Annotated in this window: 23 protein-coding genes; 5 read left to right on the top strand and 18 right to left on the bottom strand. The window is 73.1% G+C overall.

From position 1 onward, the window contains the following. Positions 1 to 15 precede the first annotated feature (15 nt). Positions 16 to 669, bottom strand: a complete 654-nt coding sequence (gene tsaB / locus ACIP64_RS35215) for a tRNA (adenosine(37)-N6)-threonylcarbamoyltransferase complex dimerization subunit type 1 TsaB (RefSeq protein ID WP_401595133.1) — start codon at positions 667 to 669, stop codon at positions 16 to 18. 137 nt (positions 670 to 806) lie between these two features. On the opposite strand from tsaB, the gene ACIP64_RS35220 reads away from it, so the two are divergent. Further along, positions 807 to 1,370, top strand: a complete 564-nt coding sequence (locus ACIP64_RS35220; protein WP_401595136.1) for a hypothetical protein — start codon at positions 807 to 809, stop codon at positions 1,368 to 1,370. A 49-nt stretch (positions 1,371 to 1,419) separates the two neighbouring features. Here ACIP64_RS35220 and ACIP64_RS35225 read toward each other — a convergent pair whose 3' ends face one another. The 10 genes from ACIP64_RS35225 to ACIP64_RS35270 form a co-directional block, all read right to left on the bottom strand. Continuing rightward, complete coding sequence (locus ACIP64_RS35225) at positions 1,420 to 1,608, bottom strand: hypothetical protein (RefSeq protein WP_401595138.1); 189 nt, start codon at positions 1,606 to 1,608, stop codon at positions 1,420 to 1,422. 134 nt (positions 1,609 to 1,742) lie between these two features. Further along, positions 1,743 to 2,270 (bottom strand): tRNA (adenosine(37)-N6)-threonylcarbamoyltransferase complex ATPase subunit type 1 TsaE, encoded by a 528-nt coding sequence (gene tsaE / locus ACIP64_RS35230; protein ID WP_401595140.1) that lies wholly within the window; start codon positions 2,268 to 2,270, stop codon positions 1,743 to 1,745. An 11-nt stretch (positions 2,271 to 2,281) separates the two neighbouring features. Further along, positions 2,282 to 3,631 carry an alpha/beta fold hydrolase gene (locus ACIP64_RS35235; protein WP_401595142.1) on the bottom strand — a complete coding sequence of 450 codons (1,350 nt, stop codon included), beginning with the start codon at positions 3,629 to 3,631 and terminating at the stop codon, positions 2,282 to 2,284. Between the two features lie 32 nt (positions 3,632 to 3,663). Continuing rightward, positions 3,664 to 4,800 carry an alanine racemase gene (gene alr, locus ACIP64_RS35240; protein ID WP_401595144.1) on the bottom strand — a complete coding sequence of 379 codons (1,137 nt, stop codon included), beginning with the start codon at positions 4,798 to 4,800 and terminating at the stop codon, positions 3,664 to 3,666. A gap of 35 nt (positions 4,801 to 4,835) precedes the next feature. After that, positions 4,836 to 5,774, bottom strand: a complete 939-nt coding sequence (locus ACIP64_RS35245; RefSeq protein ID WP_401595146.1) for a L,D-transpeptidase — start codon at positions 5,772 to 5,774, stop codon at positions 4,836 to 4,838. Positions 5,775 to 5,843: 69 nt separating this feature from the next. Then, positions 5,844 to 7,298, bottom strand: a complete 1,455-nt coding sequence (locus ACIP64_RS35250) for an NAD(P)H-hydrate dehydratase (RefSeq protein ID WP_401595147.1) — start codon at positions 7,296 to 7,298, stop codon at positions 5,844 to 5,846. A 687-nt stretch (positions 7,299 to 7,985) separates the two neighbouring features. After that, the gene (locus ACIP64_RS35255) at positions 7,986 to 8,354 is read right to left on the bottom strand and encodes a holo-ACP synthase (protein ID WP_401595149.1); all 369 of its coding nucleotides are present in this window, start codon (positions 8,352 to 8,354) and stop codon (positions 7,986 to 7,988) included. A gap of 13 nt (positions 8,355 to 8,367) precedes the next feature. After that, complete coding sequence (gene glmS / locus ACIP64_RS35260; protein ID WP_401595152.1) at positions 8,368 to 10,215, bottom strand: glutamine--fructose-6-phosphate transaminase (isomerizing); 1,848 nt, start codon at positions 10,213 to 10,215, stop codon at positions 8,368 to 8,370. Between the two features lie 84 nt (positions 10,216 to 10,299). Beyond that, positions 10,300 to 11,109 (bottom strand): ABC transporter permease, encoded by an 810-nt coding sequence (locus ACIP64_RS35265; RefSeq protein WP_401595154.1) that lies wholly within the window; start codon positions 11,107 to 11,109, stop codon positions 10,300 to 10,302. Continuing rightward, complete coding sequence (locus ACIP64_RS35270) at positions 11,106 to 12,080, bottom strand: ATP-binding cassette domain-containing protein (protein WP_401595157.1); 975 nt, start codon at positions 12,078 to 12,080, stop codon at positions 11,106 to 11,108. The genes ACIP64_RS35265 and ACIP64_RS35270 overlap by 4 nt, the downstream gene beginning before the upstream one ends. Positions 12,081 to 12,268: 188 nt before the next feature. Here ACIP64_RS35270 and coaA point away from each other — a divergent pair, with 188 nt between their 5' ends. Continuing rightward, positions 12,269 to 13,234: a type I pantothenate kinase gene (coaA, locus tag ACIP64_RS35275; RefSeq protein ID WP_401595197.1), complete on the top strand. Its 966-nt coding sequence runs from the start codon at positions 12,269 to 12,271 to the stop codon at positions 13,232 to 13,234. 29 nt (positions 13,235 to 13,263) lie between these two features. Continuing rightward, on the top strand, positions 13,264 to 14,217 hold the full coding sequence (locus ACIP64_RS35280) for a DUF389 domain-containing protein (RefSeq protein WP_401595160.1): 954 nt from the start codon (positions 13,264 to 13,266) through the stop codon (positions 14,215 to 14,217). Here ACIP64_RS35280 and glmM read toward each other — a convergent pair. From glmM to ACIP64_RS35300, 4 genes are all read right to left on the bottom strand, one after another. Continuing rightward, positions 14,214 to 15,572, bottom strand: coding sequence for a phosphoglucosamine mutase (gene glmM / locus ACIP64_RS35285; RefSeq protein ID WP_401595163.1), 1,359 nt, complete (start codon positions 15,570 to 15,572; stop codon positions 14,214 to 14,216). The genes ACIP64_RS35280 and glmM overlap by 4 nt on opposite strands. Positions 15,573 to 15,718: 146 nt before the next feature. Continuing rightward, positions 15,719 to 16,219: a 30S ribosomal protein S9 gene (gene rpsI, locus ACIP64_RS35290; protein WP_360902447.1), complete on the bottom strand. Its 501-nt coding sequence runs from the start codon at positions 16,217 to 16,219 to the stop codon at positions 15,719 to 15,721. A gap of 40 nt (positions 16,220 to 16,259) precedes the next feature. Then, on the bottom strand, positions 16,260 to 16,706 hold the full coding sequence (gene rplM, locus ACIP64_RS35295) for a 50S ribosomal protein L13 (RefSeq protein ID WP_401595167.1): 447 nt from the start codon (positions 16,704 to 16,706) through the stop codon (positions 16,260 to 16,262). A 282-nt stretch (positions 16,707 to 16,988) separates the two neighbouring features. Continuing rightward, positions 16,989 to 18,611, bottom strand: coding sequence for an ATP-binding cassette domain-containing protein (locus tag ACIP64_RS35300; protein ID WP_401595170.1), 1,623 nt, complete (start codon positions 18,609 to 18,611; stop codon positions 16,989 to 16,991). A 66-nt stretch (positions 18,612 to 18,677) separates the two neighbouring features. Here ACIP64_RS35300 and ACIP64_RS35305 point away from each other — a divergent pair, with 66 nt between their 5' ends. Next, a complete protein-coding gene (locus tag ACIP64_RS35305; protein ID WP_401595173.1) occupies positions 18,678 to 19,586 on the top strand; it encodes a hypothetical protein in 909 nt (302 codons plus the stop codon). A gap of 34 nt (positions 19,587 to 19,620) precedes the next feature. Beyond that, positions 19,621 to 21,459, top strand: a complete 1,839-nt coding sequence (locus ACIP64_RS35310; RefSeq protein WP_401595175.1) for a hypothetical protein — start codon at positions 19,621 to 19,623, stop codon at positions 21,457 to 21,459. 237 nt (positions 21,460 to 21,696) lie between these two features. Here the strand turns inward: ACIP64_RS35310 and truA are convergent, their stop codons facing one another. The 3 genes from truA to ACIP64_RS35325 all read right to left on the bottom strand — a co-directional run bounded on the left by truA (position 21,697) and on the right by ACIP64_RS35325 (position 24,246). Continuing rightward, on the bottom strand, positions 21,697 to 22,563 hold the full coding sequence (gene truA / locus ACIP64_RS35315) for a tRNA pseudouridine(38-40) synthase TruA (protein ID WP_401595177.1): 867 nt from the start codon (positions 22,561 to 22,563) through the stop codon (positions 21,697 to 21,699). A 74-nt stretch (positions 22,564 to 22,637) separates the two neighbouring features. Further along, positions 22,638 to 23,141 carry a 50S ribosomal protein L17 gene (rplQ, locus tag ACIP64_RS35320; RefSeq protein WP_401595179.1) on the bottom strand — a complete coding sequence of 168 codons (504 nt, stop codon included), beginning with the start codon at positions 23,139 to 23,141 and terminating at the stop codon, positions 22,638 to 22,640. Between the two features lie 82 nt (positions 23,142 to 23,223). Next, positions 23,224 to 24,246 (bottom strand): DNA-directed RNA polymerase subunit alpha, encoded by a 1,023-nt coding sequence (locus tag ACIP64_RS35325; RefSeq protein ID WP_319658499.1) that lies wholly within the window; start codon positions 24,244 to 24,246, stop codon positions 23,224 to 23,226. Between the last annotated feature and the right edge of the window lie 200 nt (positions 24,247 to 24,446).

Here is a 24,446-nt window from a genome sequence, read left to right on the forward strand (position 1 = left end):
CGCGCAGGACGGCGGTCACTGCGGCAGGACCGCCTTGTAACCGGCCGGCACCTGCGCGTCGGGGCGGCGCAGGTAGAGCGGAAGCGGGGGGAGGAAGTCCTCGCCCTCGGCCAGCTTCGCCGCGGCGAGCGCGGCGAGCGCGCCGGCGGACTGGTCGGCGGGCGGGCGGACGTCGGTGAAGACGCCCGGGTACAGCGCGGCGCCCGCGCCCACCGCGGGCAGGCCCGCGACGCGCTCGGCGATCTCGGCCGGGTGGTCCACCGCCGGGTCGCCGACGCGGCCGCGCGGGCCCTCGTAGCGGGCCCAGTAGACCTCCTTGCGGCGGGCGTCGGTGGCCACGACGAAGGGGCCGTCGATCCCGGCGGCGTAGGCGAGGCCGTCCAGCGTGCACAGTCCGTGCACGGGCACCCCGAGGACGTCCCCGAAGGCGGCGGCGGTCACCAGGCCCACGCGCAGACCCGTGTAGGGACCGGGGCCGACGCCGACCACCAGTCCGGTCAGGTCGGCCGGTTCGGCGCCGGCCTCGCGCAGCACGCGGTCCACGGCGGGCATCAGCAGCTCGCCGTGCCGGCGCGCGTCGATCTCCGTCGACTCGGCGAGCACGCGCCGCCCGTCGTGCAGGGCGACGGTCACGGCGGGGGTGGCGGTGTCGAAGGCAAGCAGCAGCACGCGTTCAGCCTACGGCGTTCACCGGGGCGGCCCTGCCGCCACCGGGGTCCCCGCCGGTACGGGGGCGGCGCTCGGGTCCCGCCCGCACCGGCTGCTAACGTCAACCTGAGTCTGACGCCCCACTTCCGGAGGACCCCGTGGCAAGGATCGGTTCAGGGACGATCGTGGCCGGACTGACCGCAGCCGCCCTGGCCGCCGTCGGCGTGCTCGCCGTCCAGGCCTCCAGCTCCGCCACGGAGGTGACCGCGGGCGGCGCGGCGGTGTCCACGGACGACGGCACTTCGCCCTCCGGCACCACGTCCCCCTCCGCGGGCAAGAAGCTCCTGCTGCCCGCCGCCTCGGGCAGCGGCCGCCGCGTGGTGTACTCGCTGCGCCAGGACCGCGTCTGGCTGGTGGGCGACGCGGGCACGGTGAGCCGCACCTACGTCGTCGTGCCGGGCACGGTGGACCCGGACCCGGGGACGTACGACGTGACGACGCGCAGTGCCAGCGGCACCGGCGGCGACGGGGTCCCGATCGAGCACGTGGTGCGTTTCGCGTCGGTGGACAACGTGATCGTCGGCTTCAGCGCCGCCCGTGACGGGTCGCTGCCCAAGCCGGACCCCTCGCAGCAGACCGGCGGTATCCGCGAGAAGCGCCCGGACGGCGTGGCCCTGTGGAAGTTCGCCACGATCGACACCAAGGTCGTGGTCGTCCGCTGAGCAGGCCGCTCACGCCGGCGCCAAGGAATCACCCGACCGAGTGAACGGCTCAGGCCGCGTCCGCCTCGGGTGCTGTCCCGTCGGGGGTCCGCGGGTCCGGGACGTCGGGCTCCGCCGGCCGCTCCGGCTGCTCCGGCGGCGTAGGGGGCGTACTGACCGCGTTCGCCGCGGCACACGCGGCGAGCAGTGCCTCCACCGAGTAGCCCGGCTCCGGCTCCGGCACCTTGTGGGCCGACATGGTTGCCTCCTGGGGCGGGGGGCGGTGTGGTCCGAGGGGCTGGAGGTTAGGCAGCCCTAACTTCTCCTCGCACCTCCAGAAGAACACGTGACCCGTGCCCGGCGCAACATCTTCCCGACAGCTTGTCGGAACGGTTACGCGCCCAGCGCCACCAGGTCCTCCCCGGCCCAGCGGGCGCCGACCCCGGTGACGACCACCTCGCGCACGTCGTGGTCCTCCTGCCCGTTCCCGGACGCGATCTCGCCCACGGCACGGTGGATCACCAGCTGGAGGCGGTCCTCGGACAGCTCCTCGACCTTGCCCTCGCCCCATTCGACGACCACGACCGACTCCGGGAGCGAGACGTCCAGGTCCAGGTCCTCCATCTCGTCCAGACCGCCGGCGAGCCGGTACGCGTCGACGTGCACCAGAGGCGGACCGCCGGTCAGCGACGGATGGACCCGCGCGATCACGAAGGTCGGCGACGTCACCGCGCCGCGCACGCCCATGGCCTCGCCCAGGCCGCGGGTCAGTGTCGTCTTGCCCGCGCCCAGGTCCCCGCTGAGCAGGACGAGATCACCCGCCCGCAGCAGCGGTGCGAGGCGCTGCCCCAGCTCCCGCATCTGCTCGGGGGTCCTGACGACGACCCGGATCGCTTCCCTGCCGATGGCTTCCATGCCCATGGGCCCGAATGCTACGCGCCGCCGGTGACCGTCCGGTCGGACCGGCCCTGCTGCCGCGGCACCGCCGGCCGCGCCGCGGCCAGCTCGCGCAGCACCTGCGGCACGGGCGCGCGCGAGGCGTCCGCCGCCTCGGCGAGCACCGCGGCGAGGTGTGTGTTGACCAGGTCCGGCTCCTCCAGCATCACCAGGTGGCCGGCGCCGGGGACGACGACCAGCTCGGTGTCGGGCAGCCGCTCGGCGATGGCCCGGCTGTGCTCACTGGGCGTCAGCAGGTCCTTGTCCCCGGCGAGCACCAGTCCGGGCAGGCCGTCCAGGACGTCCAGCGCCTCGCTCTTCTCGTGCTCGGTGAAGGCCGGGTAGAACTCGGCGACCACGTCGATCGGCGTCGACTCGATCATCCGCTCGGCGAACCGCGCGACCGCCGGGTCGACGTCCGAGCCGAACGAGTAGCGCTTGATGATCCCGGCGAAGAGGTCGGCCGTCGCCCGGCGCCCCCGTTCCACCAGGTCCACCTGGGTGCCCAGAATGCGCAGCACCCCCGGCGCCAGCGCCCGCAGCGCCCGCGCGCCCACCGCCGGCAGGCCCAGCGTCACACTGGCGAGCTTGCCGGAGGACGTGCCCACGAAGGCGAAGCCCACGACGCGCTCCCGGACGAACTCGGGGAACTGGTCGGCCAGCGCCATGACCGTCATACCGCCCATGGAGTGCCCGACGAGCACCACCGGGCCCTCCGGCACGGCGGCGTCGACGACCCGCATCAGGTCGCGGCCGAGCTGGTCGATGGTGGCGCGCCCGCCGTCCGCCTGGTCGTTGCCGCGGGCGGAGCGGCCGTGGCTGCGCTGGTCCCAGTACACGGCGCGCACCGCACCGCGCAGGGCCGCGCGCTGGAAGTGCCAGGAGTCCTGGTTGAGGCAGTAGCCGTGGCTGAAGACCACGGTGAGCGGGGCGTTCTGCCCGGGGCGCCGGAACAGGCCCCAGCGGCGGGCCGGCGCGACCGGGTCGGCGGCGACCGGATCGGCCTCCTCGACCTCGTAGTACAACTCGGTGCCGTCCTCGGCGGCCACCCGCCCCGGCATCCCGCGCAGCGACCCGTAGGGCCCGGACACATCGAGGGCGAGCCGCGCGCGCCGGCGCATGCTGCGGCCGACGGTGACGCGCTCCAGGGCCACGCCCGCGGCGGCACCCGCCGCCACGACGCCGATGGCCGCGCCCGCTATCCCCGCGCTGCGCCAGCGGCCGGACGCCAGCACGCCGCCCGAACCACCCGTCACGGCCTCCGCGACCGCCTCGGCGGCCCCGGCCACCGCCTCGGCCGCCTCCACCGCTCTCCCCGCCGTGCTACCGCTCTCGGACCCGGTCATGTCGTCTTCGCTGCTTCCCCTCGGCTACGCGGTTACGTACCCACGTAGACGCGCGGCACCCGGCTCCCGATCCGGGTGACGATCTCGTACGCGATGGTGCCGGCGGCACGTGCCCAGTCCTCGGCGGTCGGCTCGCCACGGTCGCCGGGACCGAACAGCACGGCCTCGTCGCCGGCCTCGGCGTGGTCGCCGCCGAGGTCCACGACGAACTGGTCCATCGCCACCCGGCCCGCGGCGGTCCGCCACTTGCCCGCCACCAGCACCGGTCCGGTGCCTGAGGCGTGCCGCGGGACACCGTCCGCGTAGCCGAGGGGGACGAGGGCGAGGGTGGTGTCGCCCGGTGTCGTGTAGTGGTGCCCGTAGCTGACGCCGTGTCCGCCGGGCACCCGCTTGACCGAGGCCAGGCGGGCGGAGAGCGTCATCACGGGCCGCAGCCCGAACTCCGCCGGGCCGCCGACCTGCGGGACCGGCGAGATCCCGTACATGGCGACACCGGTCCGCACGAGGTCGAAGTGCGCCTCGGGCAGGGTGAGCGTCGCCGGGGAGTTGGCCATGTGCCGCACCTCGGGGCGCAGCCCGGCACGTTCGGCGGTCTCCAGCGCGGTGCGGAAGACGGCCAGCTGGGCGGCGTTGGAGGGATGCCCGGGCTCGTCGGCGCACGCGAAATGCGACCACAGGCCGGTCACCTTGACCAGCCCCGCCTCCTCGGCGGCGCGGGCGGCGGTCACCAGGTCCGCCCAGTCGGCGGGCTGGGCGCCGTTGCGGCCCAGCCCGGTGTCCGCCTTGAGCTGCACCCGGGCGGTGCGGCCGGCGGCCTCGGCCGCCGCGGCCGCCTCGCGCAGCGCCCACAGCCCGCTGACCGTCACGTCGAGGTCCGCCTCGACCGCGTCGCGCCACGGCCCGTTCGGCGTCCACAGCCAGCACAGCACCGGGGCGGTGATCCCCGCGGCCCGCAGCGCCAGCGCCTCCTCGGGCGTGGCGGCCCCGAGCCAGGCGGCGCCGGCCTCCAGCGCCGCCCGGGCGGCCGGGACCATGCCGTGGCCATAGGCGTCCGCCTTGACCACGGCCATCAGCCCGGAACGGGGCGCACGGGCGCGCAGCGCCGCGACGTTCGACCGCAGCGCGGCGAGATCGATCGTGGCCTGGGCACGCAGATTCGTCTCATCCATCGCGCCCAGTGTCTCAGGCCCGCCCGGTGCCCCCGTCACGTGCCGGACTTGTGCCCGAAGACATGCACCTGGTCATGGAGCTTCAGGATGTTCCACAGCCGGCCCGCGTCGGGCGTGGACAGGTTCACGCAGCCGTGCGAGCCCGGCGGGCGGTAGACGCTGCCGGTGATGGCGTGCAGGGCCTGGCCGCCGCTGAAGAACTGGCTGAAGGGCATGGGCGCGTCGTAGAGGTCGGACACGTGGTCGCGGTGGCGCCAGTAGACCTTGAAGCGCCCCGTGCGGGTCGCGAAGCCCGTACGCCCGCTGCGCATCGAGACCGGCCCGAAGACCACGTTCGACGCACTGGTCTGCACCCACACGATCTGCCGGGTCAGGTCCACGCACGCGACGCGCTGCCCCTTGGCCGGGGTCATGCACTGGCGGCCCGCGTTCGGGCCCTGGCGGATGGCCAGGTCCAGGCGCAGGTGGCCGAAGGTGGTGGGCCCGGCGAACCCGGTGTCGGGCAGGATCTCGCTCTCCTGCTGGTAGCGCTGGATGGCGTAGCAGTCGTCCTCGGACTGCTTGCCGTCCACCGGCAGCCCCAGCAGCCTCTCCACGTCCCGCTGGTACGGGCCGGCGAGCGGGGTGCAGTACGGCGACAGACGTCCGGCGGCGGCCTCGTCGGGGGGCAGCCACTCGACCTGCTGCGGGTCGATGGGCGCCTGCTCCTCCTCCGCCTCCTCCTCGTCGTAGTCGCCGCGGTTCTCCTGGGCGTCGTGCGAGTGGTCCACGTGCTTGGGCGGCAGCCCCTGGTCCGGGGTGTCGGCGGGCCCCGGCAGGTCGTACTGCTGGAACGGGACCCCGGCGACGTAGTCTTCCAGCTTCACGGGGTGGTGATCATCGGCGGAGGCCGTCGTCTCTGCGCCCAGGGCGGACAGGACGACCAGGGCGGCGGTGCACAACCGCGCCCCCCGGCAGGCGTACGTTCTTCCCATGCCTTGACGGATAGACGCGACGCCGCCCGCCGGAACACTCCGCGCGCGGACTCCACCCGTTTCGCCCAGCTACGATCTGACGCTCCGCCAGGCATCGGGAACCGCGTCGGCCACGTCGTGCGCCGCGACCGGTGCCCCCACCGCCCCGGCTGCAACGCGCGCCGCGAGACCGTGCAGATACGCGCCGGCCGACGCGGCGTCACGCGCCGCGAGGCCCGCGGCGAGCAGCGAGCCGGTGATGCCGGACAGCACGTCCCCGCTGCCGGCCGTGGCCAGCCAGGGCGTCCCCGTCGGATTGACCCGTACAGGCACGCCCGCCTCCGGGTCCGCCACCAGCGTCGTCGAGCCCTTCAGCAGCGCCGTCGCGCCGAACTCCGCCGCCAGCCGCCGTACGAAGACCAGCCGGGACGCCTCGACCTCCTCCCGGGCCACGCCCAGCAGCGCCGCCGCCTCGCCCGCGTGCGGGGTCAGCACGGTGGGCGCGGAACGCCCGCGCACGGCCGCGCGGTCCAGCAGCCGCAGCCCGTCGGCGTCCACCAGCACCGGGACGTCCGAGGCGAGCACGTCCGCCACGGACTGCCGCGCCTCCGACCCGTCGCCGAGCCCCGGGCCGACCACCCAGGCCTGCACCCGGCCCGCCTTGTGCGGCGGCCCCGCCGACACCAGCGCCTCCGGGAAACGCGCGATCACCGCCCGCGCGCCCGGGCCCACGTACCGCACGGCCCCCGCGCCGGCGCGCAGCGCGCCCGCCACCGCGAGCACGGCCGCGCCGGGGTAGCGCTCCGACCCCGCGACCACGCCGACCACCCCGCGGCGGTACTTGTCGCTCTCCGCCGACGGATGCGGCAGCAGCGCCGCCACGTCCACGTGCTGCAACGCCTCCAGGTCCGGGGCGGGCGGCTCCAGGCCGATGCCGATCAGGCGCAGGGCGCCCGCGTACTCGGCGGCGGGGTCGATCAGCAGACCCGGCTTGTACGTACCGAACGTCACCGTCATGTCGGCCCGCACCGCCGCACCGCGGACCTCACCGGTGTCCGCGTCCACACCGCTGGGCAGGTCGACGGCGACCACGATCGCCGGCGCCGCGTGCGCGGCCTCAGCCAGCGGCACCGCCTCCGGGCGCAGACCGCCCTTGCCGCCGATGCCCACGATGCCGTCCAGGACGAGGTCGGCGCGGTGGATCAGCGCCTCGGCGTCCACGTCCGTCGGCGTCACCGCCCGGCCGCCGGCCGCGCGCAGCGCGGCCAGCCCGCCGGGGTGCGCCTTCTCAGGGGAGAGCAGCACGGCCGTCACTCCCGCCCCGCGCCGGGCGAGCCGCGCGCCCGCGTACAGGGCGTCGCCGCCGTTGTCCCCGCTGCCCGTCAGCACGACGACGCGGGCGCCGTACGCGCCACCGCCGAGCGCTGTCGCGCAGGCGGCGGCGAGGCCTGCGGCGGCACGCTGCATCAGTGTGCCGTCCGGCACACGGGACATGAGCTCGCGCTCGGCGGCCCTCACGGTGTTCACGTTGTGCGCAACCCGCATGGGGCCCATGTTCCCATCCCCGCGCGTATGTTGCTGCCCGGGTTTCTCCCCCCACCCACCCGCCCGTGAGCCCTGTGAAGTCACGCGCCCCGACGCGCGTTGTCCGGGGGCCGGGTTCGGGGCCTCCGGGGCTGCCATTCTGGACAGCACATTTAGGTGCCTCAGGTACCCGGCTTGATTACTCCGGGTCATGCACCCAAATATGCTCCACAGTCCAGAACGCCACCCCTACGACCCCGCCCCCTCAGGTCTCGCCATGCGCCTGATCCCCGGTGGGTGGTGTAGACGGCACCGTGCTCGCACCACCCGTCGACGCAGCGCGGCCGTGCCGTCACCTATGGGCCCTCAGACCGCGCCGCATCAAGTGACCACTCCCTTCTCTGCAACTGCGCTGCGCCAATGGCTGCCCGAGCACAATGCCGTACATACCCCCCCACCGGGGATCAGGCGCGAAAGCTCACGGAGGGGGCGGGGTCGGAGGGGTGGATGTTCTGGACGTTCGGCATATTTGTGTGCGGCACCCGGGGCGAACAGTCGAAAGCGCCGGAAACGCACGTAAATATCCAGTCCAGGACGTGCAGCCCCGGAGGCCCCGAACCCGGCCCCCACACAACGCGCGTCGGGGCACCTGACTTCACAGGGCACACGGGAGGGAGGGCGGGGAAAAAACCCAGGCACAGCGGAGCGTCAGCCCTCGGCGATCACGACCGCCGACGCGACGCCCGCGTCATGGCTGAGCGACACGTGCCACACCCGCACCCCCAGCGCCTCCGCCGCCGCCGCGACCGTCCCCCGTACGACGAGACGGGGCCGCCCGGAGTCCTCCGTGACGACCTCCGCGTCCGCCCAGTGGAGCCCCCCCGGGGCTCCCAGCGCCTTCGCGACGGCCTCCTTCGCGGCGAAGCGCGCCGCGAGGGAGGCGGTGCCGCGGCGCGCCCCGCTGGGGAGGTGGAGTTCGCCGGGGAGGAAGAGGCGTTCGGCCAGGCCGGGTGTGCGCTCCAGGGACTCGCCGAAGCGGTCGATCTCCGCGACGTCGATGCCGACCCCGATGATCACGCGGCCCCCCGGCTCATTCGACGGTGACGGACTTCGCGAGGTTGCGCGGCTGGTCCACCTCGTTGCCGCGGGCCGTGGCGAGTTCGCAGGCGAAGACCTGCAGCGGCACGGTCGCGACCAGCGGCTGGAGCAGGGTCAGCGTCTGCGGCACGCGGATGAGGTGGTCGGCGTAGGGGACGACGGACTCGTCGCCCTCCTCGGCGATGACGATCGTGCGGGCGCCGCGGGCCCGGATCTCCTGGATGTTGGAGACGATCTTGTCGTGGAGCACGGACCGTCCGCGCGGGGAGGGGACGACCACGACGACCGGCAGGTCGTCCTCGATGAGCGCGATGGGCCCGTGCTTGAGCTCGCCGGCGGCGAAGCCCTCCGCGTGCATGTAGGCGAGCTCCTTGAGCTTGAGCGCGCCTTCGAGGGCGACGGGGTAGCCGACGTGGCGGCCGAGGAAGAGGACGGTGTTCTTGTCCGCCAGGGAGCGGGCGAGTTCGCGCACCGGCTCCATGGTCTCCAGGACCTGCTCGACCTGCCGGGAGATCTGCGAGAGCTCGCGGATGACGGCGTTGACCTCGTCGCCCCACTTCGTGCCGCGGACCTGGCCGAGGTAGAGGGCGACGAGGTAGCAGGCCACCACCTGGGTGAGGAACGCCTTGGTGGAGGCGACGGCGACCTCGGGGCCGGCGTGCGTGTACAGGACCGCGTCGGACTCGCGGGGGATGGTGGAGCCGTTGGTGTTGCAGATCGCAAGCACCTTGGAGCCCTGTTCGCGGGCGTGCCGCAGGGCCATGAGGGTGTCCATGGTCTCGCCGGACTGGCTGATGGCCACGACGAGGCTGCGGGAGTCGAGGATCGGGTCGCGGTAGCGGAACTCGCTGGCGAGTTCGACCTCGCAGGGCACGCGGGTCCAGTGCTCGATCGCGTACTTGGCGATCATGCCGGCGTGGAAGGCGGTGCCGCAGGCGACGATCACGATCTTGTCGATCTCGCGCAGCACGGAGGCGGGGATGCGGACCTCGTCGAGCGTGAGCTGGCCGCTCGCGTCGATCCGGCCGAGCAGCGTGTCGGCGACGGCCTTGGGCTGCTCGGCGATCTCCTTGAGCATGAAGTAGTCGTAGCCGCCCTTCTCGGCGGCGGAGGCGTCCCAGTCGATGTGGTACGGCCGGACCTCGGCGGGCTTGCCCTCGAAGTCGGTGACGGTGACGCCCTCCCGGCGCAGCTCGACGACCTGGTCCTGGCCGAGCTCGATCGCCTCGCGGGTGTGCTCGATGAAGGCCGACACGTCGGAGGCGAGGAAGTTCTCGCCGTCGCCGACGCCCACGACGAGCGGGGAGTTGCGGCGGGCGCCGACCACGACGTCCGGCTCGTCGGCGTGGACGGCGACGAGGGTGAAGGCGCCGTCCAGGCGGCGGCACACCTGGCGCATGGCCTCGGTGAGGTCGCCGGTGGAGGAGTAGGCCTCGGCGAGGAGGTGGGAGACGGCCTCGGTGTCGGTCTCGGAGTGCAGGTCGTGGCCGCGCTCGGCGAGTTCCGCGCGCAGGGCCGCGAAGTTCTCGATGATGCCGTTGTGGACGACGGCGACCCGGCCCGCGTTGTCCAGGTGCGGGTGCGCGTTGGCGTCGGTGGGGCCGCCGTGGGTGGCCCAGCGGGTGTGGCCGATGCCGGCCGGGCCGGTCGGCAGCGGGCGCTCGTCGAGCAGCTTCTCCAGGTTGGCGAGCTTGCCCGCCTTCTTGGCCGCCGCCATGCCCCCGTCCGCCAGGACGGCGACGCCGGCGGAGTCGTAACCCCGGTACTCCAGGCGCTTGAGCCCTGCGATGACCACGTCGAGAGCGGACTGCCCGCCCACGTATCCCACGATTCCGCACATGAGGAGAACTCTAAGCGGCGAACCCGGAGCGGGGCGCCCGGATGCCCGGGAGGCCGGGCATCCGGGGCACCGGGAGGCGCTCGGTCAGGTCCGCGCGCGGTAGGCGCGCATCACCAGGGGGACGAACACCACGGCGATTCCGGCGGCCCACAGCAGCGACCACATCACCGGGCCGGCGACCTCGTCGGTACCGGTCGTCAGGGCCCGCACCGCGTCGGCCAGACGGGTGACGGGATTGACGTCGGCCCAGGCCTTGAGCCAGCCGGGCATCGTGTCGGCCCGCACGAAGGCGCTGGAGGTGAAGGTCAGCGGCATCACCAGGACGAAGCCGAAGGTCATCACCTTCTCCGGCTCGGAGACCAGCATCCCGATGAGCAGCGTCATCCACGACATCGCCAGGGCGAAGACCAGCAGCAGGCCCGCCGCGCCGAGCACGCCGGGGACGCCGCCGTTCACGTCGAAGCCCATCAGCATGCCGAGGCCGAGCATCAGCAGCAGCGACCACAGCTGTTTGCCGAGGTCGGCGACGACGCGGCCCATGAGCGGGGCGGAGCGCGCGATGGGCAGGGAGCGCAGCCGGTCCAGGACGCCCTTGGTGAGGTCGATGTTCAGGCCCATCGCGGTGTTCATCGTGGCGAACAGCGCGTTCTGCACGATGATCCCGGGGAGTGCGTACTGGAGGTAGGCGTCCGGCGAACCGGCCATCTGGCCGCCGAAGACGTAGGTGAACAGCAGGACGAACATGATGGGCTGGACGCTGAGGTCCATCAGTTCCATCGGGTTGTGCTTGATCTGCACCAGGTTGCGCCAGGCGAGGGTGCCGGTCTGCTGCAGCCCGTCCCAGGGCCGCACCTTGGCGGCCGGCGGCGTCACGTCCAGGGTCGCGGCGGTCATACCAGCGCCTCCGTCTTGTCCTCGTCGGTCGTCGTGCCGTCCATCGCGCGGTGCCCGGTCAGGGAGAGGAACACCTCGTCGAGGCTGGAGCGGCGCAGGGTGAGCTCGCCCACCTGCACCCCGGCCTCGTCCAGCCGCCGGACGACGGCGGGCATCAGCTCGGGGTCGTTCACGGGGGCGGTGACCGCGCCGTTCTCCACGGTGGCGGCGGGGCCGGCGATCACCGAGACCATGGCGTGCACCTTCGGCAGGTCGTCGGCGTTCATCGGGCGCACCTGGAGCACCTGGCCGCCGACCTGCTCCTTGAGGCCGTCGGGGGTGCCCTCGGCGATCACGCGGCCGCGGTCGATGACGGCGATGTCGTCGGCGAGCTGGTCGGCCTCCTCCAGGTACTGCGTGGTCAGCAGCACCGTCGTGCCGTCCCCCACCAGGGTGCGGACGATGTCCCACAGCTCGTTGCGGCTGTGCGGGTCCAGGCCGGTGGTGGGCTCGTCGAGGAAGAGGATGCGGGGCCGGCCGACGAGGCTCGCGGCGAGGTCGAGGCGGCGGCGCATGCCGCCGGAGTACGTCTTGGCGGCCCTGCCGCCCGCGTCCGACAGCCGGAAGTCCTCCAGCAGGCCGGTCGCCCGGGCCCGGGCCTCGCGCCGGGGCAGTCCGAGCAGGCGGGCGATCATCAGCAGGTTCTCGTGGCCGGTGAGCATCTCGTCCACCGCGGCGTACTGCCCGGTGAGTCCGACCAGGGCGCGCACCGCGCCCGCCTCCCGCACGACGTCGTGCCCGCCGACCAGGGCGCGGCCGCCGTCGGGCCGCAGCAGCGTGGCGAGGATGCGCACCGCGGTGGTCTTGCCGGCCCCGTTGGGGCCGAGCACACCGAGCACGGTGCCGGTCCGGGCGGCCAGGTCCACGCCGGACAGGGCCTCCGTCTCCTTGAAGCGTTTGACCAGGCCCTCCGCCTGGATCGCGTAACTCATCCGCGATGTCCTCCCCGTGCCGGTTCCTGCGGTCTTCGTGCGATGCGCACCACTGTCCTCTCCCCCACTGACAACGGGCCGACAGGCGGCTGACAGCGGATGTCGGCCGCCCCGGGCGACCCCGCCGCGAACGCCGTTCATCCCGGCGCAACAATGAGTCCGTGCCGCCGACGACTTCGCCCCACCCCATGCGCCGCCGCGCCGAGCCGACCCCGTACGTCGACCTGACCCGGGCCGAGTGGAGCGCGCTGCGCGACCGCACCCCGCTGCCGCTCTCGGCCGAGGAGGTCGAGCGGCTGCGGGGCCTCGGCGACGTCATCGACCTGGACGAGGTGATCGACGTCTACCTGCCGCTGTCGCGGCTGCTGAACCTGTACGTCGGCGCCACCCACGGCCTGCGCGGCGCGGTCAACACCTTTCTGGACGACTCCGCGGGCGGCCACGGCGCCCAGTCGGGCACGCCCTTCGTCATCGGGGTCGCGGGCAGCGTGGCGGTCGGCAAGTCCACCACCGCCCGCATCCTCCAGGCGCTGCTGGCCCGCTGGCCGGAGCACCCGCGGGTGGAACTGGTCACCACCGACGGCTTCCTGCTGCCCAAGGCCGAGCTCCAGCGCCGCGGGCTGATGTCCCGCAAGGGCTTCCCCGAGTCGTACGACCGGCGGGCGCTGACGCGTTTCGTCGCCGATGTGAAGGCCGGCAAGGACGAGGTGCGGGCACCGGTCTACTCCCACCTGATCTACGACATCGTGCCCGGTGAGGAGCTGGTGGTCCGGCGCCCGGACATCCTCATCGTCGAGGGGCTCAACGTCCTCCAGCCGGCCCTGCCCGGCAAGGACGGCCGCACGCGTGTGGCACTGGCCGACTACTTCGACTTCAGCGTGTACGTGGACGCGCGCACCGAGGACATCGAGCAGTGGTACCTGGCGCGCTTCCGCAAGCTGCGCGAGACCGCCTTCCAGAACCCGCGGTCGTACTTCCACCGGTACACCGAGGTCTCCGAGGAGGAGGCCATGGAGTACGGCCGGCACACCTGGCGCGCCATCAACCAGCCGAACCTGCTGGAGAACGTGCTGCCGACCCGCGGCCGGGCCACCCTGGTGCTGCGCAAGGGCGCCGACCACAAGGTGCAGAAGCTGTCCCTGCGCAAGCTCTAGGGGGGCGCCGGGCCCGGTAGCCTGCGCGCATGCTGCATCTTCGGATGATCGTCCCGGAGGCCGACACCGACCGGGTGGTCTCGCTCGTGGAACGGACCGTGGGCACCGCCCACGTGGCCGTGCTGGCCGGCGCCGCGCGCAACCCGCGCGGCGACGTCGTGCTGTGCGACGTGGCCCGCGAGTCCGCCGACGAACTGCTGCACGGTCTGCGGGGCCTCGGCATCGCCGACACCGGCGCGATCACGGTCGAGCAGATCGACCTCACGCTCTCCCGGCGGGCCGACAAGGCCGAGCAGGAGGCACCGGGCGAGGGCGCGGACGCCGTGCTGTGGGAGTCGCTGACCGAGGCGACGCACGAGGAGTCCACGCTCACCGTCACCTACCTGGCGTTCCTGTCGGTCGCCACGATGCTGGCCGCCTGCGGCGTGATGCTGGACAGCGCGATCCTCATCGTGGGCGCGATGGTCGTCGGCCCCGAGTTCGGCCCGCTGGCCGGAGTGTGCACCGGACTGGTACGCGGGCGGCTCGCGCTGGCCCGGCGCTCGCTGGTCGCGCTGCTGGTCGGCTTCCCGCTCGCGATGGTGCTCACGGGCGGCTTCAACTACCTGATGGACGTGCTCGGGGTCTTCAGCGAGGCGGCCTTCACCGCGCCCCACCCGTCCACCGAGTTCATTTGGCAGCCGGACCTGAGCTCCCTCGTGGTGGCGCTGCTCGCCGGGGTCGCCGGCATCCTCTCGCTGACCTCCGCCAAGTCCGGGGCCCTGGTCGGGGTGGCGATCTCGGTGACGACCGTCCCGGCCGCCGCCAACGCCGCCCTGGCGCTGAGCTACGGCGACTACCGCGAGCTGTGGGGCTCGTCGGCCCAGCTGGGTGTGAACCTGGCGGGCATCGTCATCGCGGGCGTCCTGACGCTGCTCGCCCAGAAGGGCTTCTGGGCGGTGCAGCGCAGGCGGCGTACGGGACCGGGGTCGTTCGCGGTCTAGCCGAGCGCGGACTTCACCACGTCGGCGAGCCGGCCGGCGACCGAGCGGGCGTGGTCGATGTCGGCGGCCTCGACCATGACGCGCACCAGCGGCTCGGTGCCCGAGGAGCGCAGCAGGACGCGCCCGGTGGTGCCCAGCTCGGCCTCGGCCTCGGCGACGGCGGCGGTGAGCTCGGGCGAGGAGTGCACGCGGTGCTTGTCGACGTCGCGGACGTTGATCAGCACCTGCGGCAGCCGCTCCATGACCTGCGCCAGGTCGGCCAGCGTGCGGCCGGTGGCGCTGATCCGGGCGGCCAGCATGAGGCCGGTGAGGGTGCCGTCGCCGGTGGTGGCGTGGTCGAGGATGATCACGTGCCCGGACTGCTCGCCGCCGAGCGCGTAGCCCTGCTCCTTCATGGACTCCAGCACGTAGCGGTCGCCGACGGCGGTCTGGATCAGGTCGATCCCCTCGCGCTCCATGGCGAGCTTGAAGCCCAGGTTGGACATGACGGTGCCGACGACGGTGTTCTTGCGCAGCTGGTCGGCCTCGCGCAGGGCGAGCGCCAGGACGGCCAGGATCTGGTCGCCGTCGACCTCGTTGCCGAGGTGGTCCACGGCCAGGCAGCGGTCGGCGTCGCCGTCGTGGGCGATGCCGAGGTCCGCGTGGTGCTCGATGACGGCGGCCTTGAGCAGTTCCATGTGGGTGGAGCCGCAGCCGTCGTTGATGTTGAGGCCGTCCGGCTGGGCGCCGATGGTGACCACTTCGGCGCCGGCCCGGGCGAAGGCCTCGGGCGAGACGCGGGCAGCCGCGCCGTGCGCCTCGTCCAGGACGATCGTCAGCCCGTCGAGGCGGTTGGGCAGCACGCCGATCAGGTGGGCGACGTACTGGTCGAAGCCCTCGTCGTAGTCCCGGACCCGGCCGACGCCGGCGCCGGTCGGGCGGTCCCAGGGGGCGCCGGTGCGGTGCTCCTCGTAGACGGACTCGATGCGGTCCTCCAGCTCGTCGGCGAGCTTGTGGCCGCCCCGGGCGAAGAACTTCACGCCGTTGTCGGGCATCGGGTTGTGGCTCGCGGAGAGCATCACGCCGAGGTCCGCGCCGAGCGCACCGGTGAGATACGCCACAGCCGGGGTCGGCAGCACGCCCACCCGCAGAACGTCCACGCCCGCGCTGGCGAGTCCCGCCACCACGGCCGCTTCCAGGAACTCTCCGGACGCCCGGGGATCACGCCCCACCACGGCCACCGGCCTGTGGCCCTCGAACGTGCCCGCCTCGGCCAGCACGTGCGCTGCCGCGACCGACAGCCCGAGCGCCAGCTCGGCCGTCAGATCGGCGTTGGCGACGCCGCGCACACCGTCCGTACCGAAGAGTCGTCCCACAGTATTCCCTCCGAGATGTTGCCGTGCGTCGCCCCGTGTCCAGCGGGCGTTCGTCCGGTTATACGCCACTATCCCCCGAAACACGTACGCCCCGGAGACGCAGAAAGTGTCTCCGGGGCGTACGCGCAGCGCAGCACGCGGGTTGATCAGCGCTTGCTGTACTGAGGCGCCTTGCGGGCCTTCTTCAGACCGGCCTTCTTCCGCTCGATCTCGCGAGCGTCGCGGGTCAGGAAGCCGGCCTTCTTGAGCGGGCCGCGGTTGTTGTCCACGTCCGCCTCGTTCAGCGCACGGGCGACGCCCAGGCGCAGCGCACCGGCCTGGCCGGAGATGCCGCCGCCGTTGATGCGGGCGATGACGTCGTAACGGCCGTCGAGCTCAAGGATCTTGAACGGCTCGTTGACTTCCTGCTGGTGCACCTTGTTGGGGAAGTACTCCTCAAGGGTGCGACCGTTGATGGTCCACTTGCCGGAGCCCGGGATGATCCGGACGCGGGCGACGGACTCCTTGCGGCGGCCCGTGCCGGCGGCCGGCTGGGGCTCGCCGAAGCGGGATGCGAGGGACTCGGAGGTGTACTCCTCCGGGATCTCGATGGTCTCCACGATCTCGCCGTCCTCGACGAGAGGGGTCTCAGCGGTGGTCTCGGCCACGATTCTCCTCAGATGCTTTCTGTGTTGACGGTGGCCGGGACTAGCCCTGCGCGACCTGGCTGATCTCGAACGGAACCGGCTGCTGAGCGCCGTGCGGGTGCTCGGCACCCGCGTAGACCTTCAGCTTCGAGAGCATCTGGCGGCCCAGGGTGTTCTTGGGCAGCATGCCTCGGACGGCCTTCTCGATGGCCTTCTCCGGGTTCTTGTCGAGCAGCTCGTCGTAACGAACGGAGCGCAGACCGCCGGGGAAGCCGGAGTGGCGGTAGGCGAGCTTCTGCTGCTTCTTGTTGCCGGACAGGTGCACCTTGTCGGCGTTGATGATGATGACGAAGTCACCAGTGTCAACGTGAGGCGCGTACACCGGCTTGTGCTTGCCCCGGAGGAGGGACGCGGTGTGGGCCGCCAGTCGGCCCAGGACGACGTCCTGCGCGTCAATGACGTGCCACTGGCGCTGGACATCGCCGGGCTTGGGGCTGAACGTACGCACGGTCGTAGCCTTCGCTTCTTCAGTGAGTGGGTACTGACAAGGCCACCCGGACGATCACGACAGCCCTGTCGTCCTGCGGCGACGCAACCGCTGGACGAACGCTGGTCATCGGCCCGGTGGACCGGCGTAGCGGCCTCTCACGTGAGAACGAGCAAGCCAATACGCATAACGAACCTGCAGAATACCCGCGCCGCCCTGTTCGGGTCAAAACGCGCCGCCGACCGCCGTGTGCGGGCCCCTCCGCACACGGCGTACGCGCCACTCGGCCGGCCGTTCGGGCGGCTAGCGCTCCCGCGCCACGCGTGTCTCGTCCCACACCGGCTCCGGCACCTCCCGGACGACCCCGTCCGACCCGAAGACCAGGAAGCGGTCGAAGCTGCGGGCGAACCAGCGGTCGTGCGTCACCGCGAGCACGGTCCCGTCGAACGCCTCCAGGCCCTCCTGGAGCGCCTCCGCCGACTCCAGGTCCAGGTTGTCCGTCGGCTCGTCCAGCAGCAGCGCCGTGGTGCCGGACAGCTCCAGCAGCAGGATCTGGAAGCGCGCCTGCTGCCCGCCCGACAGCTGGTCGAAGCGCTGGTCGCCCTGGCGGTCCAGCTCGTACCGGCGCAGGGCGGACATCGCCTTGCCCCGGTCGCGGGCGTGCTCCGTCCACAGGATGTCGACGAGCGTGCGCCCGAGCAGCTCCGGGTGCGCGTGGGTCTGCGCGAAGTGCCCCGGCACGACCCGCGCGCCCAGCTTCCACTGCCCTGTGTGCCGGACCCCGGCGTCCCCCGCCAGCAGCCGCAGGAAGTGCGACTTGCCGGAGCCGTTCGAGCCCAGCACCGCGACCCGCTCGCCGTAGAAGACCTCCAGGTCGAACGGCTTCATCAGCCCGGTCAGCTCCAGGCGCTCGCAGGTGACGGCGCGCACGCCGGTGCGTCCGCCGGACAGCCGCATGCGGATGTCCTGCTCGCGCGGCGGCTCCTGCGGCGGGCCCGCGTCCTCGAACCTCTTCAGCCGGGTCTGCGCGGCCCGGTAGCGGGACGCCATGTCAGGGCTGATCGCCGCCTGCTGACGCAGTGTCAGCACCAGCTTCTTCAGCTTGGCGTGCTCCTCGTCCCAGCGCCGCCGCAGCTCCTCGAAGCGGGCGAAGCGCTCGCGGCGCGCCTCGTGGTACGTGGCGAAGCCGCTGCCGTGCACCCACACGTCCGACCCCGCCGGACCCGGCTCGACGGAGACGATCTTCTCGGCGGAGCGGGCCAGCAGTTCGCGGTCGTGGGAGACGAAGAGCACCGTCTTGCGGGTCTGCCGCAGCTGCTCCTCCAGCCAGCGCTTGCCGGGAACGTCCAGGTAGTTGTCCGGCTCGTCGAGCAGCAGCACCTCGTCGGTGCCGCGCAGCAGCGCCTCCAGGACGAGGCGTTTCTGCTCGCCGCCCGACAGCGTCCGCACCTCGCGCCACTGCGCGCGCTCGTACGGGACGCCGAGGGCGGCCATGGTGCACATGTCCCAGACCGTCTCGGCCTCGTAGCCGCGCGCCTCGGCCCAGTCGCTCAGCGCCTGCGCGTACGCGAGCTGAGCGGCCTCGTCGTCCTGCGCCATGATCTCCAGCTCGGCGGCGTCGACCGCCGCGGCCGCCTCGCGGATGCGCGGCGGCGAGACCGACACCAGCAGGTCGCGCACGGTGCGGTCGTCCCGTACCGAGCCGACGAACTGCGGCATCACGCCGAGTCCGCCGCCGACGGTGACCGTGCCGCCGTGCGGCTTCAAGTCCCCCGAGATCAGGCGCAGCAGCGTGGTCTTGCCCGCGCCGTTCGCCCCCACGAGGGCCACCGCGGCGCCCTCGCCCACCCGGAACGAGACATCGCCGAGCAGCACCCGCCCGTCCGGCAGGTAGTACTCCAGATGTGCAACGTCGACATGTCCCATGTCCTGGATTCTCGTTGCGCGGCCGCCCGCCGCCAAACGGGTTTTCTCCTCTATAGAATCCGCGCCATGACTGAAGGGCCGCAGCAGCCGCACAACCCGGACCGGGGACGGACCGCGCCACCGGGACCGCACAGCGCGTCCCGGACACCCGCGGGAGAGCGCCCGGCCCTGCGCGGCGACCTCGCCGGCGGCCCCGGCCTCCGGGCCCCGCGGCCGGACTGGGCGGCGCTGGCGGACCGGGCGGAGCGGGCGAGGTACCGCGCCCGGCGCCGCAGGCTCGCCCTCACGGGTGGCGGCGTCCTCGCCGCCGTCGCCGCCGTCACGGGGATCGTCGCCACCGCCGTGGCCGGCTCGTCCGCCCCCTCCGGGGTGGCGCTGCCGCCGGCACCCTCGTCCTCCGGGGTCTCCGCGCCGCCGCTCGACCCGCTGGCCTACATCTCCGACCGGGGCAAGGACACCGCCCCGCTGACGGTGGCGGGTCTGTTCCCCGGCAGGCAGCTCGTGCGGGGCGGCCGCACGTACACCAAGACCGGCGCCGAGGAGGGGAACTGCTCCTCCGCGACCTCGGCCGAGCTCGCCGCCGTGCTGCGCAGGAACGGCTGCGGCAGGCTCCTGCGCGTCACCTACACCGGCGGCCGGGCCGCCGTCACCGTCGGTGTGGCCGTCTTCGGCGACCCGTCCGCGGCCGGCCGGGCCAAGTCGCAGGCCGAGGGGTACCTCAAGCCGCTGCCCGGCGGCGGCGCGGGCGCCTTCTGCCGGGCCACCTCGTGCCGTACGACCAGCAACGCCACGGGCCGCTACGCCTACTTCACCATCGCCGGACTGAAGAACAACGCACGCGTCACCGCCTCCGACACCGTTGCCAGGCAGGCGGGCACGGACGGCTCCGACTACGCCTTCCACCGGATCGTCCAGCGCGGAAGGTCCCAGGCCGCCGCCGCGGCGACCTCCGCCACGGCCTCCCCGGACAACTGACCCGCCCCTCCCCCGCCCCCCGGACCGGAACGGCATGCCCTCCTTGCGAACGCTGCTGACCCTCCCCCGCATGCTCCGCCACGGCACCGCCGTCGGCGCCGGGCTGCCGCCGGACGAGGCCGTCGTGCTCGACGTGCCCGGCGCCCCGCTGCGCGCCGCGCTCGCCGCGGCGGGCGCGGGCGACCACACCCCGGCCCGGGACCTGCTGTCGGCGACCCGGCTGGGCTGCGAGTGGGAGCGGCGGGACGTGTACGTGGCGGAGATGGCGCAGTTCGCGCTGCACAACCCCGGCTGGCTCGACGCCTGGCTGGCGGCCTCCCCAGCCGACCCGGACGCGACCCTGGTCAAGGCCGACCTGTCCCTCCTCCAGGCATGGGAGATACGCAGCGGCGCCCGCGCCCAGGACGTCGAACCCGAGCAGTTCAAGGCCTTCTTCGCCCTGCTCAAGGACGCCGTCCCGGTGATCGGCAGCGCCGCCGAGCTCAACCCCTCCGACCCCGTGCCGTGGCGCATCGCGCTCACCCACGCCCGCGGCATCCAGGCCTCCCGCGAGATCTTCGACGCGTACTGGTCCGAGGCCGTCGAACGCTCCCCCCACCACTACGGCTGCCACGCCACCGCGATGCAGTACCTGTGCGCGAAGTGGTACGGCTCCCACGAGGAGATGTTCGACTTCGCCGAGCAGGCCGCCGAGGAGGCGCTGCCCGGCTCGTTGATCAACTCCCTGCCGCTGCTGGCCGCCGTCGAGTACGACATCGTCGCCGGCGGCGCCCCCGACGACGGCGAGGACGTCATCGACCCGGCCCGCATCGCCGCCGCCGTCGACCGCGCCCTGGAGCTGTCCACCTGGTACGAACCCGGCGACCCGGAGGCCGCGGGCTTCCGCAACCACCTCGCCCTCATGCTGCTCCGGACGAGCCGCTGGGACGAGGCGCTGGCCGTCTTCCGGGACATCGGCGTCCACGCCACCAGCCTCCCCTGGGCCTACCTGGGCGCCGACCCGCGCCAGGAATTCCTGGACTTCCGCACCGGCGTGCGCATGCAGGTCGCCATCCGGACCCGCTTCTTCCACGCCCCGCCGCGGCCGCCGGCCCCGGCCAGTCCGCCGGAGTGGGCGCCGCGCGCCCTCGCGGTGGCCGCTGCGCCGCTGCCCGCCGTCGCCCAGGCCGCGCTGCTCTGCCGCGCGGGGCTGCGGCTGGCGCCCGCCGGTGGGCGCTTCACGTATGTGGAACTGACCGGCGAGGGCAGTCTCGCGGGCGTGGTCGACCTGTTCACGGCGGGCGAGAAGTGGCCGGCCGTCGTCCTCCAGAGGTCCGGCGACCGCTACGGGATCACGCTCTCCTCCCGCGGCAGGAGACTGGCCGCCCACGAATGGGCACCCGGCGCGCCCGTCCCCTCCCTCGACAGGGCCGGCTCCACCGCCGCGGCGCTCGCGGCCGCCTTCGGGATACCGGACCCGCGGCCCCTGACATCCCTGCTGCGCGGCACGGACGCCCCCGCACGGCGGCTCGCGGACACCGCCGCGGCACTGGGCCTGCCGGCCCTCCCGGAAGGCTTCGGGGACCATCCGGGCGTCCTCGACGGGCTGCCCGGCGCGCGGATACTGGCCCAGCGGGGCTTCCTGACCGGCGTCAAGGACTCGCTCACCGCGGACGAGAGCGCCCTGGCGTTCCCCGCGCCGGGCACCCCCGTCCGGCTGCCCCACGGCTGGTGGCTGCTGCGCGCGCTCTACCTGTTGTTCCTGCTGCCGGGCGCCGCGTTCACCTGGTACAGCGCCTTCCACGGGCACGTGCGGACGATCCCGCTCGTGGTGACGTCACTGGGCGCGGCGTACGTGCTGGCGCAGGTGGTTGCGGCGCTGCGTCGCCGGTAGACCGGAAACGGCTGCGTGGGCTGGCTGCGTGCGTCCGGCGCGGGTCCGCTCGGGCTGGTCGCGCCGTTCCCCGCGCCCCCAGGGAGCACGCTCGCCCGCCACGCCTCGTTCCCCGAGGGGGCATGCTCACCCCCACCGATCACGCCCGGCACGGTTACCCGCGGGCCAGCCTGCGTGGGTCCGTGGCGGGTCCGCCCGGGCTGACCGCGCCGTTCCCCGCGCCCCCAGGGAGCACGCTCACGCCCCGTGCCTCGCCCCCGAGGGAGCGCAGGGGAGGGTGCGGAGGTTGCGGGCTTCGAGGTTGCGGGCGGCGAGGAGTTCGTCCGCGGGGTAGCCGACCTCCTCCAGGGTCAGGCCGTGCGGCCGCACGACGTTGACCGCCGAGTGCCGGACGCGGCCGGCCAGCACCTCGCCGGGGAAGCCCTCGGGGCGGTGTCCGTCACCGACCAGCAGCATGGCCCCGACCAGGGCGCGCACCATGTTGTGGCAGAACGCGTCCGCGCGGACGGTCGCCACGGCCACGCCGGAGGGGTCGCGCTCCCAGTGCAGTTCCAGCAGGGTGCGGATGGTCGTCGCGCCCTCCCGCTTCTTGCAGTAGGCCGCGAAGTCGTGCTCGCCCAGCAGCTTTCGCGCCGCTTCGTTCATCAGGTCGACGTCGACCGGCCGGTCGTGCCACAGCACATGGCCGCGCAGCAGCGGGTCGACCCCGCCCTGGTGGTCGCCGACCCGGTAGGCGTAGCGCCGCCAGATCGCGGAGAAGCGCGCGTTGAAGCCCGCGGGGGCCCGCGAGACCTTCCACACCCGTACGTCCCAGGGCAGCCGTCCGGCCAGCCGGCGCAGCAGCTTGTCGCCCTCCGCCGCCCAGGCCTCCTCCGGCAGGTCCACGTGCGCGACCTGTCCGCGGGCGTGCACGCCCGCGTCCGTGCGTCCGGCCACGGTCAGTTCGACCGGGTCGGGCAGCCGCAGCACGGTCTGGAGGGCCGACTCCAGCTCGCCCTGCACGGTCCGCCGGCTGCGCTGCTTGGCCCACCCGGAGAACTCGGCGCCGTCGTACGCCAGGTCCAGCCGCACCCGGACCAAGCCGGGAGCCACCTCGTCACTCACCCGTCACTCCACCTGTCCTCAAACGGAACGGGCCCGCCCCCAGGAATCTGGGGGCGGGCCCGTCCGAGTACGCCTTACGCGTCCTTGGACTCCTCGGCCGGAGCCTCGGCAGCCTCGGCCTTGTCCTCGGCCTCGGCCGGAGCCTCGGTCTTGGCCTCGGCCTCCTTGACCGCGCGCTTGGTCGCGGCCTCCGCCTCGCCCGTGGCCTGCTGGGCCACGGTCAGCGCCTCCACCAGCTCGATGACCGCCATCGGCGCGTTGTCGCCGCGACGGTTGCCGATCTTGGTGATGCGGGTGTAGCCACCCGGGCGGTTCTCGTACCGCGGGGCGATCTCGGTGAAGAGCGTGTGGACGATGCTCTTGTCCGTGATCGTCTGCAGCACCAGGCGACGGTTGTGGATGTCGCCCTTCTTCGCCTTGGTGATCAGGCGCTCCGCGACCGGACGCAGACGGCGCGCCTTGGCCTCGGTGGTGGTGATGCGACCGTGCTCGAACAGCGACTTCGCGAGGTTCGCGAGAAGCAGACGCTCGTGCGCGGCGCTGCCGCCCAGACGGGCACCCTTGGCGGGCTTCGGCATGGTGTTTCTCCTCAATCTCTGCACCGGCCGTGTCAGGTACCGGTGTCAGGGCCCCCCAAGCGGGCGCCTGGGGGCAGTCAGATCAGTACTGCTCGGTCTCGACGAAGCCGGCGTCGACGTCGTCGTCCGCGCCGAAGGCGTCGGCGGCGGCGGTCGGGTCGAATCCGGGCGGGCTGTCCTTGAGGGCCAGGCCCATGCCGGCCAGCTTCGCCTTGACCTCGTCGATCGACTTCGCACCGAAGTTGCGGATGTCGAGCAGGTCGGCCTCGGAGCGCGCCACGAGCTCACCCACGGAGTGGATGCCCTCGCGCTTGAGGCAGTTGTAGGAACGGACGGTGAGCTCGAGCTCCTCGATCGGGAGCGCGAGGTCGGCCGCCAGGGCGGCGTCCGTCGGGGACGGGCCCATGTCGATGCCCTCGGCGTCGACGTTCAGCTCGCGGGCGAGGCCGAACAGCTCGACGAGGGTCTTGCCCGCCGACGCCACGGCGTCACGGGGACGCATGGCCGGCTTGGTCTCGACGTCGACGATCAACTTGTCGAAGTCGGTGCGCTGCTCGACACGGGTCGCCTCGACCTTGTAGCTGACCTTGAGCACCGGGCTGTAGATGGAGTCGACCGGGATGCGGCCGATCTCCTGGCCCTGCTGCTTGTTCTGCACGGCGGAGACGTAGCCGCGACCGCGCTCGACGGTCAGCTCCATCTCCAGCTTGCCCTTGCCGTTCAGCGTGGCCAGGACGAGGTCGGGGTTGTGCACCTCGACACCGGCCGGGGGCGCGATGTCGGCGGCGGTGACCACACCGGGGCCCTGCTTGCGCAGGTACATCACGACCGGCTCGTCGTGCTCCGAGGAGACGACCAGCTGCTTGATGTTGAGGATGAGGTCGGTGACGTCCTCCTTGACGCCCGGCACGGTGGTGAACTCGTGCAGGACACCGTCGATCCGGATCGAGGTGACGGCGGCACCCGGGATCGAGGAGAGGAGCGTGCGGCGGAGCGAGTTGCCGAGGGTGTAGCCGAAGCCCGGCTCCAGCGGCTCGATCACGAACCGGGAGCGGAATTCGTCGACGACCTCTTCGGTCAACGAGGGGCGCTGAGCGATCAGCATGGATGAAGCCTTCCAGTCATCGGCACCCGCTATTTGATGCCGAGCCGCCGGGCGTGTGCCCGATATCGATACTGCAAGGGTACGGGCGGTGGGGGGCGGGGAGCGCCCCCCCCCCCCCCACCCACCGGATAACCCCGCGCGCGGGCCCCCCCCACCACCGGGGCCAACCCCCCCCCCGTCGGCCGGGGGCCTACGGTGTT

Origin of the sequence: Streptomyces sp. NPDC088733 (assembly GCF_044751185.1) — a bacterium.
Classification (GTDB): Bacteria; Actinomycetota; Actinomycetes; order Streptomycetales; family Streptomycetaceae; genus Actinacidiphila.

Excerpts from the sequence above, each read along its gene's own strand:
- ACIP64_RS35225 (WP_401595138.1), bottom strand. The coding sequence starts at position 1,608 with ATGTCGGCCCACAAGGTGCCGGAGCCGGAGCCGGGCTACTCGGTGGAG.
- tsaE (WP_401595140.1), bottom strand. The coding sequence starts at position 2,270 with ATGGGCATGGAAGCCATCGGCAGGGAAGCGATCCGGGTCGTCGTCAGG.
- ACIP64_RS35235 (WP_401595142.1), bottom strand. The coding sequence starts at position 3,631 with ATGACCGGGTCCGAGAGCGGTAGCACGGCGGGGAGAGCGGTGGAGGCG.
- alr (WP_401595144.1), bottom strand. The coding sequence starts at position 4,800 with ATGGATGAGACGAATCTGCGTGCCCAGGCCACGATCGATCTCGCCGCG.
- ACIP64_RS35245 (WP_401595146.1), bottom strand. The coding sequence starts at position 5,774 with ATGGGAAGAACGTACGCCTGCCGGGGGGCGCGGTTGTGCACCGCCGCC.
- ACIP64_RS35250 (WP_401595147.1), bottom strand. The coding sequence starts at position 7,298 with ATGCGGGTTGCGCACAACGTGAACACCGTGAGGGCCGCCGAGCGCGAG.
- glmS (WP_401595152.1), bottom strand. The coding sequence starts at position 10,215 with ATGTGCGGAATCGTGGGATACGTGGGCGGGCAGTCCGCTCTCGACGTG.
- ACIP64_RS35265 (WP_401595154.1), bottom strand. The coding sequence starts at position 11,109 with ATGACCGCCGCGACCCTGGACGTGACGCCGCCGGCCGCCAAGGTGCGG.
- ACIP64_RS35270 (WP_401595157.1), bottom strand. The coding sequence starts at position 12,080 with ATGAGTTACGCGATCCAGGCGGAGGGCCTGGTCAAACGCTTCAAGGAG.
- coaA (WP_401595197.1), top strand. The coding sequence starts at position 12,269 with ATGCGCCGCCGCGCCGAGCCGACCCCGTACGTCGACCTGACCCGGGCC.
- ACIP64_RS35280 (WP_401595160.1), top strand. The coding sequence starts at position 13,264 with ATGCTGCATCTTCGGATGATCGTCCCGGAGGCCGACACCGACCGGGTG.
- ACIP64_RS35300 (WP_401595170.1), bottom strand. The coding sequence starts at position 18,611 with ATGGGACATGTCGACGTTGCACATCTGGAGTACTACCTGCCGGACGGG.
- ACIP64_RS35305 (WP_401595173.1), top strand. The coding sequence starts at position 18,678 with ATGACTGAAGGGCCGCAGCAGCCGCACAACCCGGACCGGGGACGGACC.
- ACIP64_RS35310 (WP_401595175.1), top strand. The coding sequence starts at position 19,621 with ATGCCCTCCTTGCGAACGCTGCTGACCCTCCCCCGCATGCTCCGCCAC.
- rplQ (WP_401595179.1), bottom strand. The coding sequence starts at position 23,141 with ATGCCGAAGCCCGCCAAGGGTGCCCGTCTGGGCGGCAGCGCCGCGCAC.
- ACIP64_RS35325 (WP_319658499.1), bottom strand. The coding sequence starts at position 24,246 with ATGCTGATCGCTCAGCGCCCCTCGTTGACCGAAGAGGTCGTCGACGAA.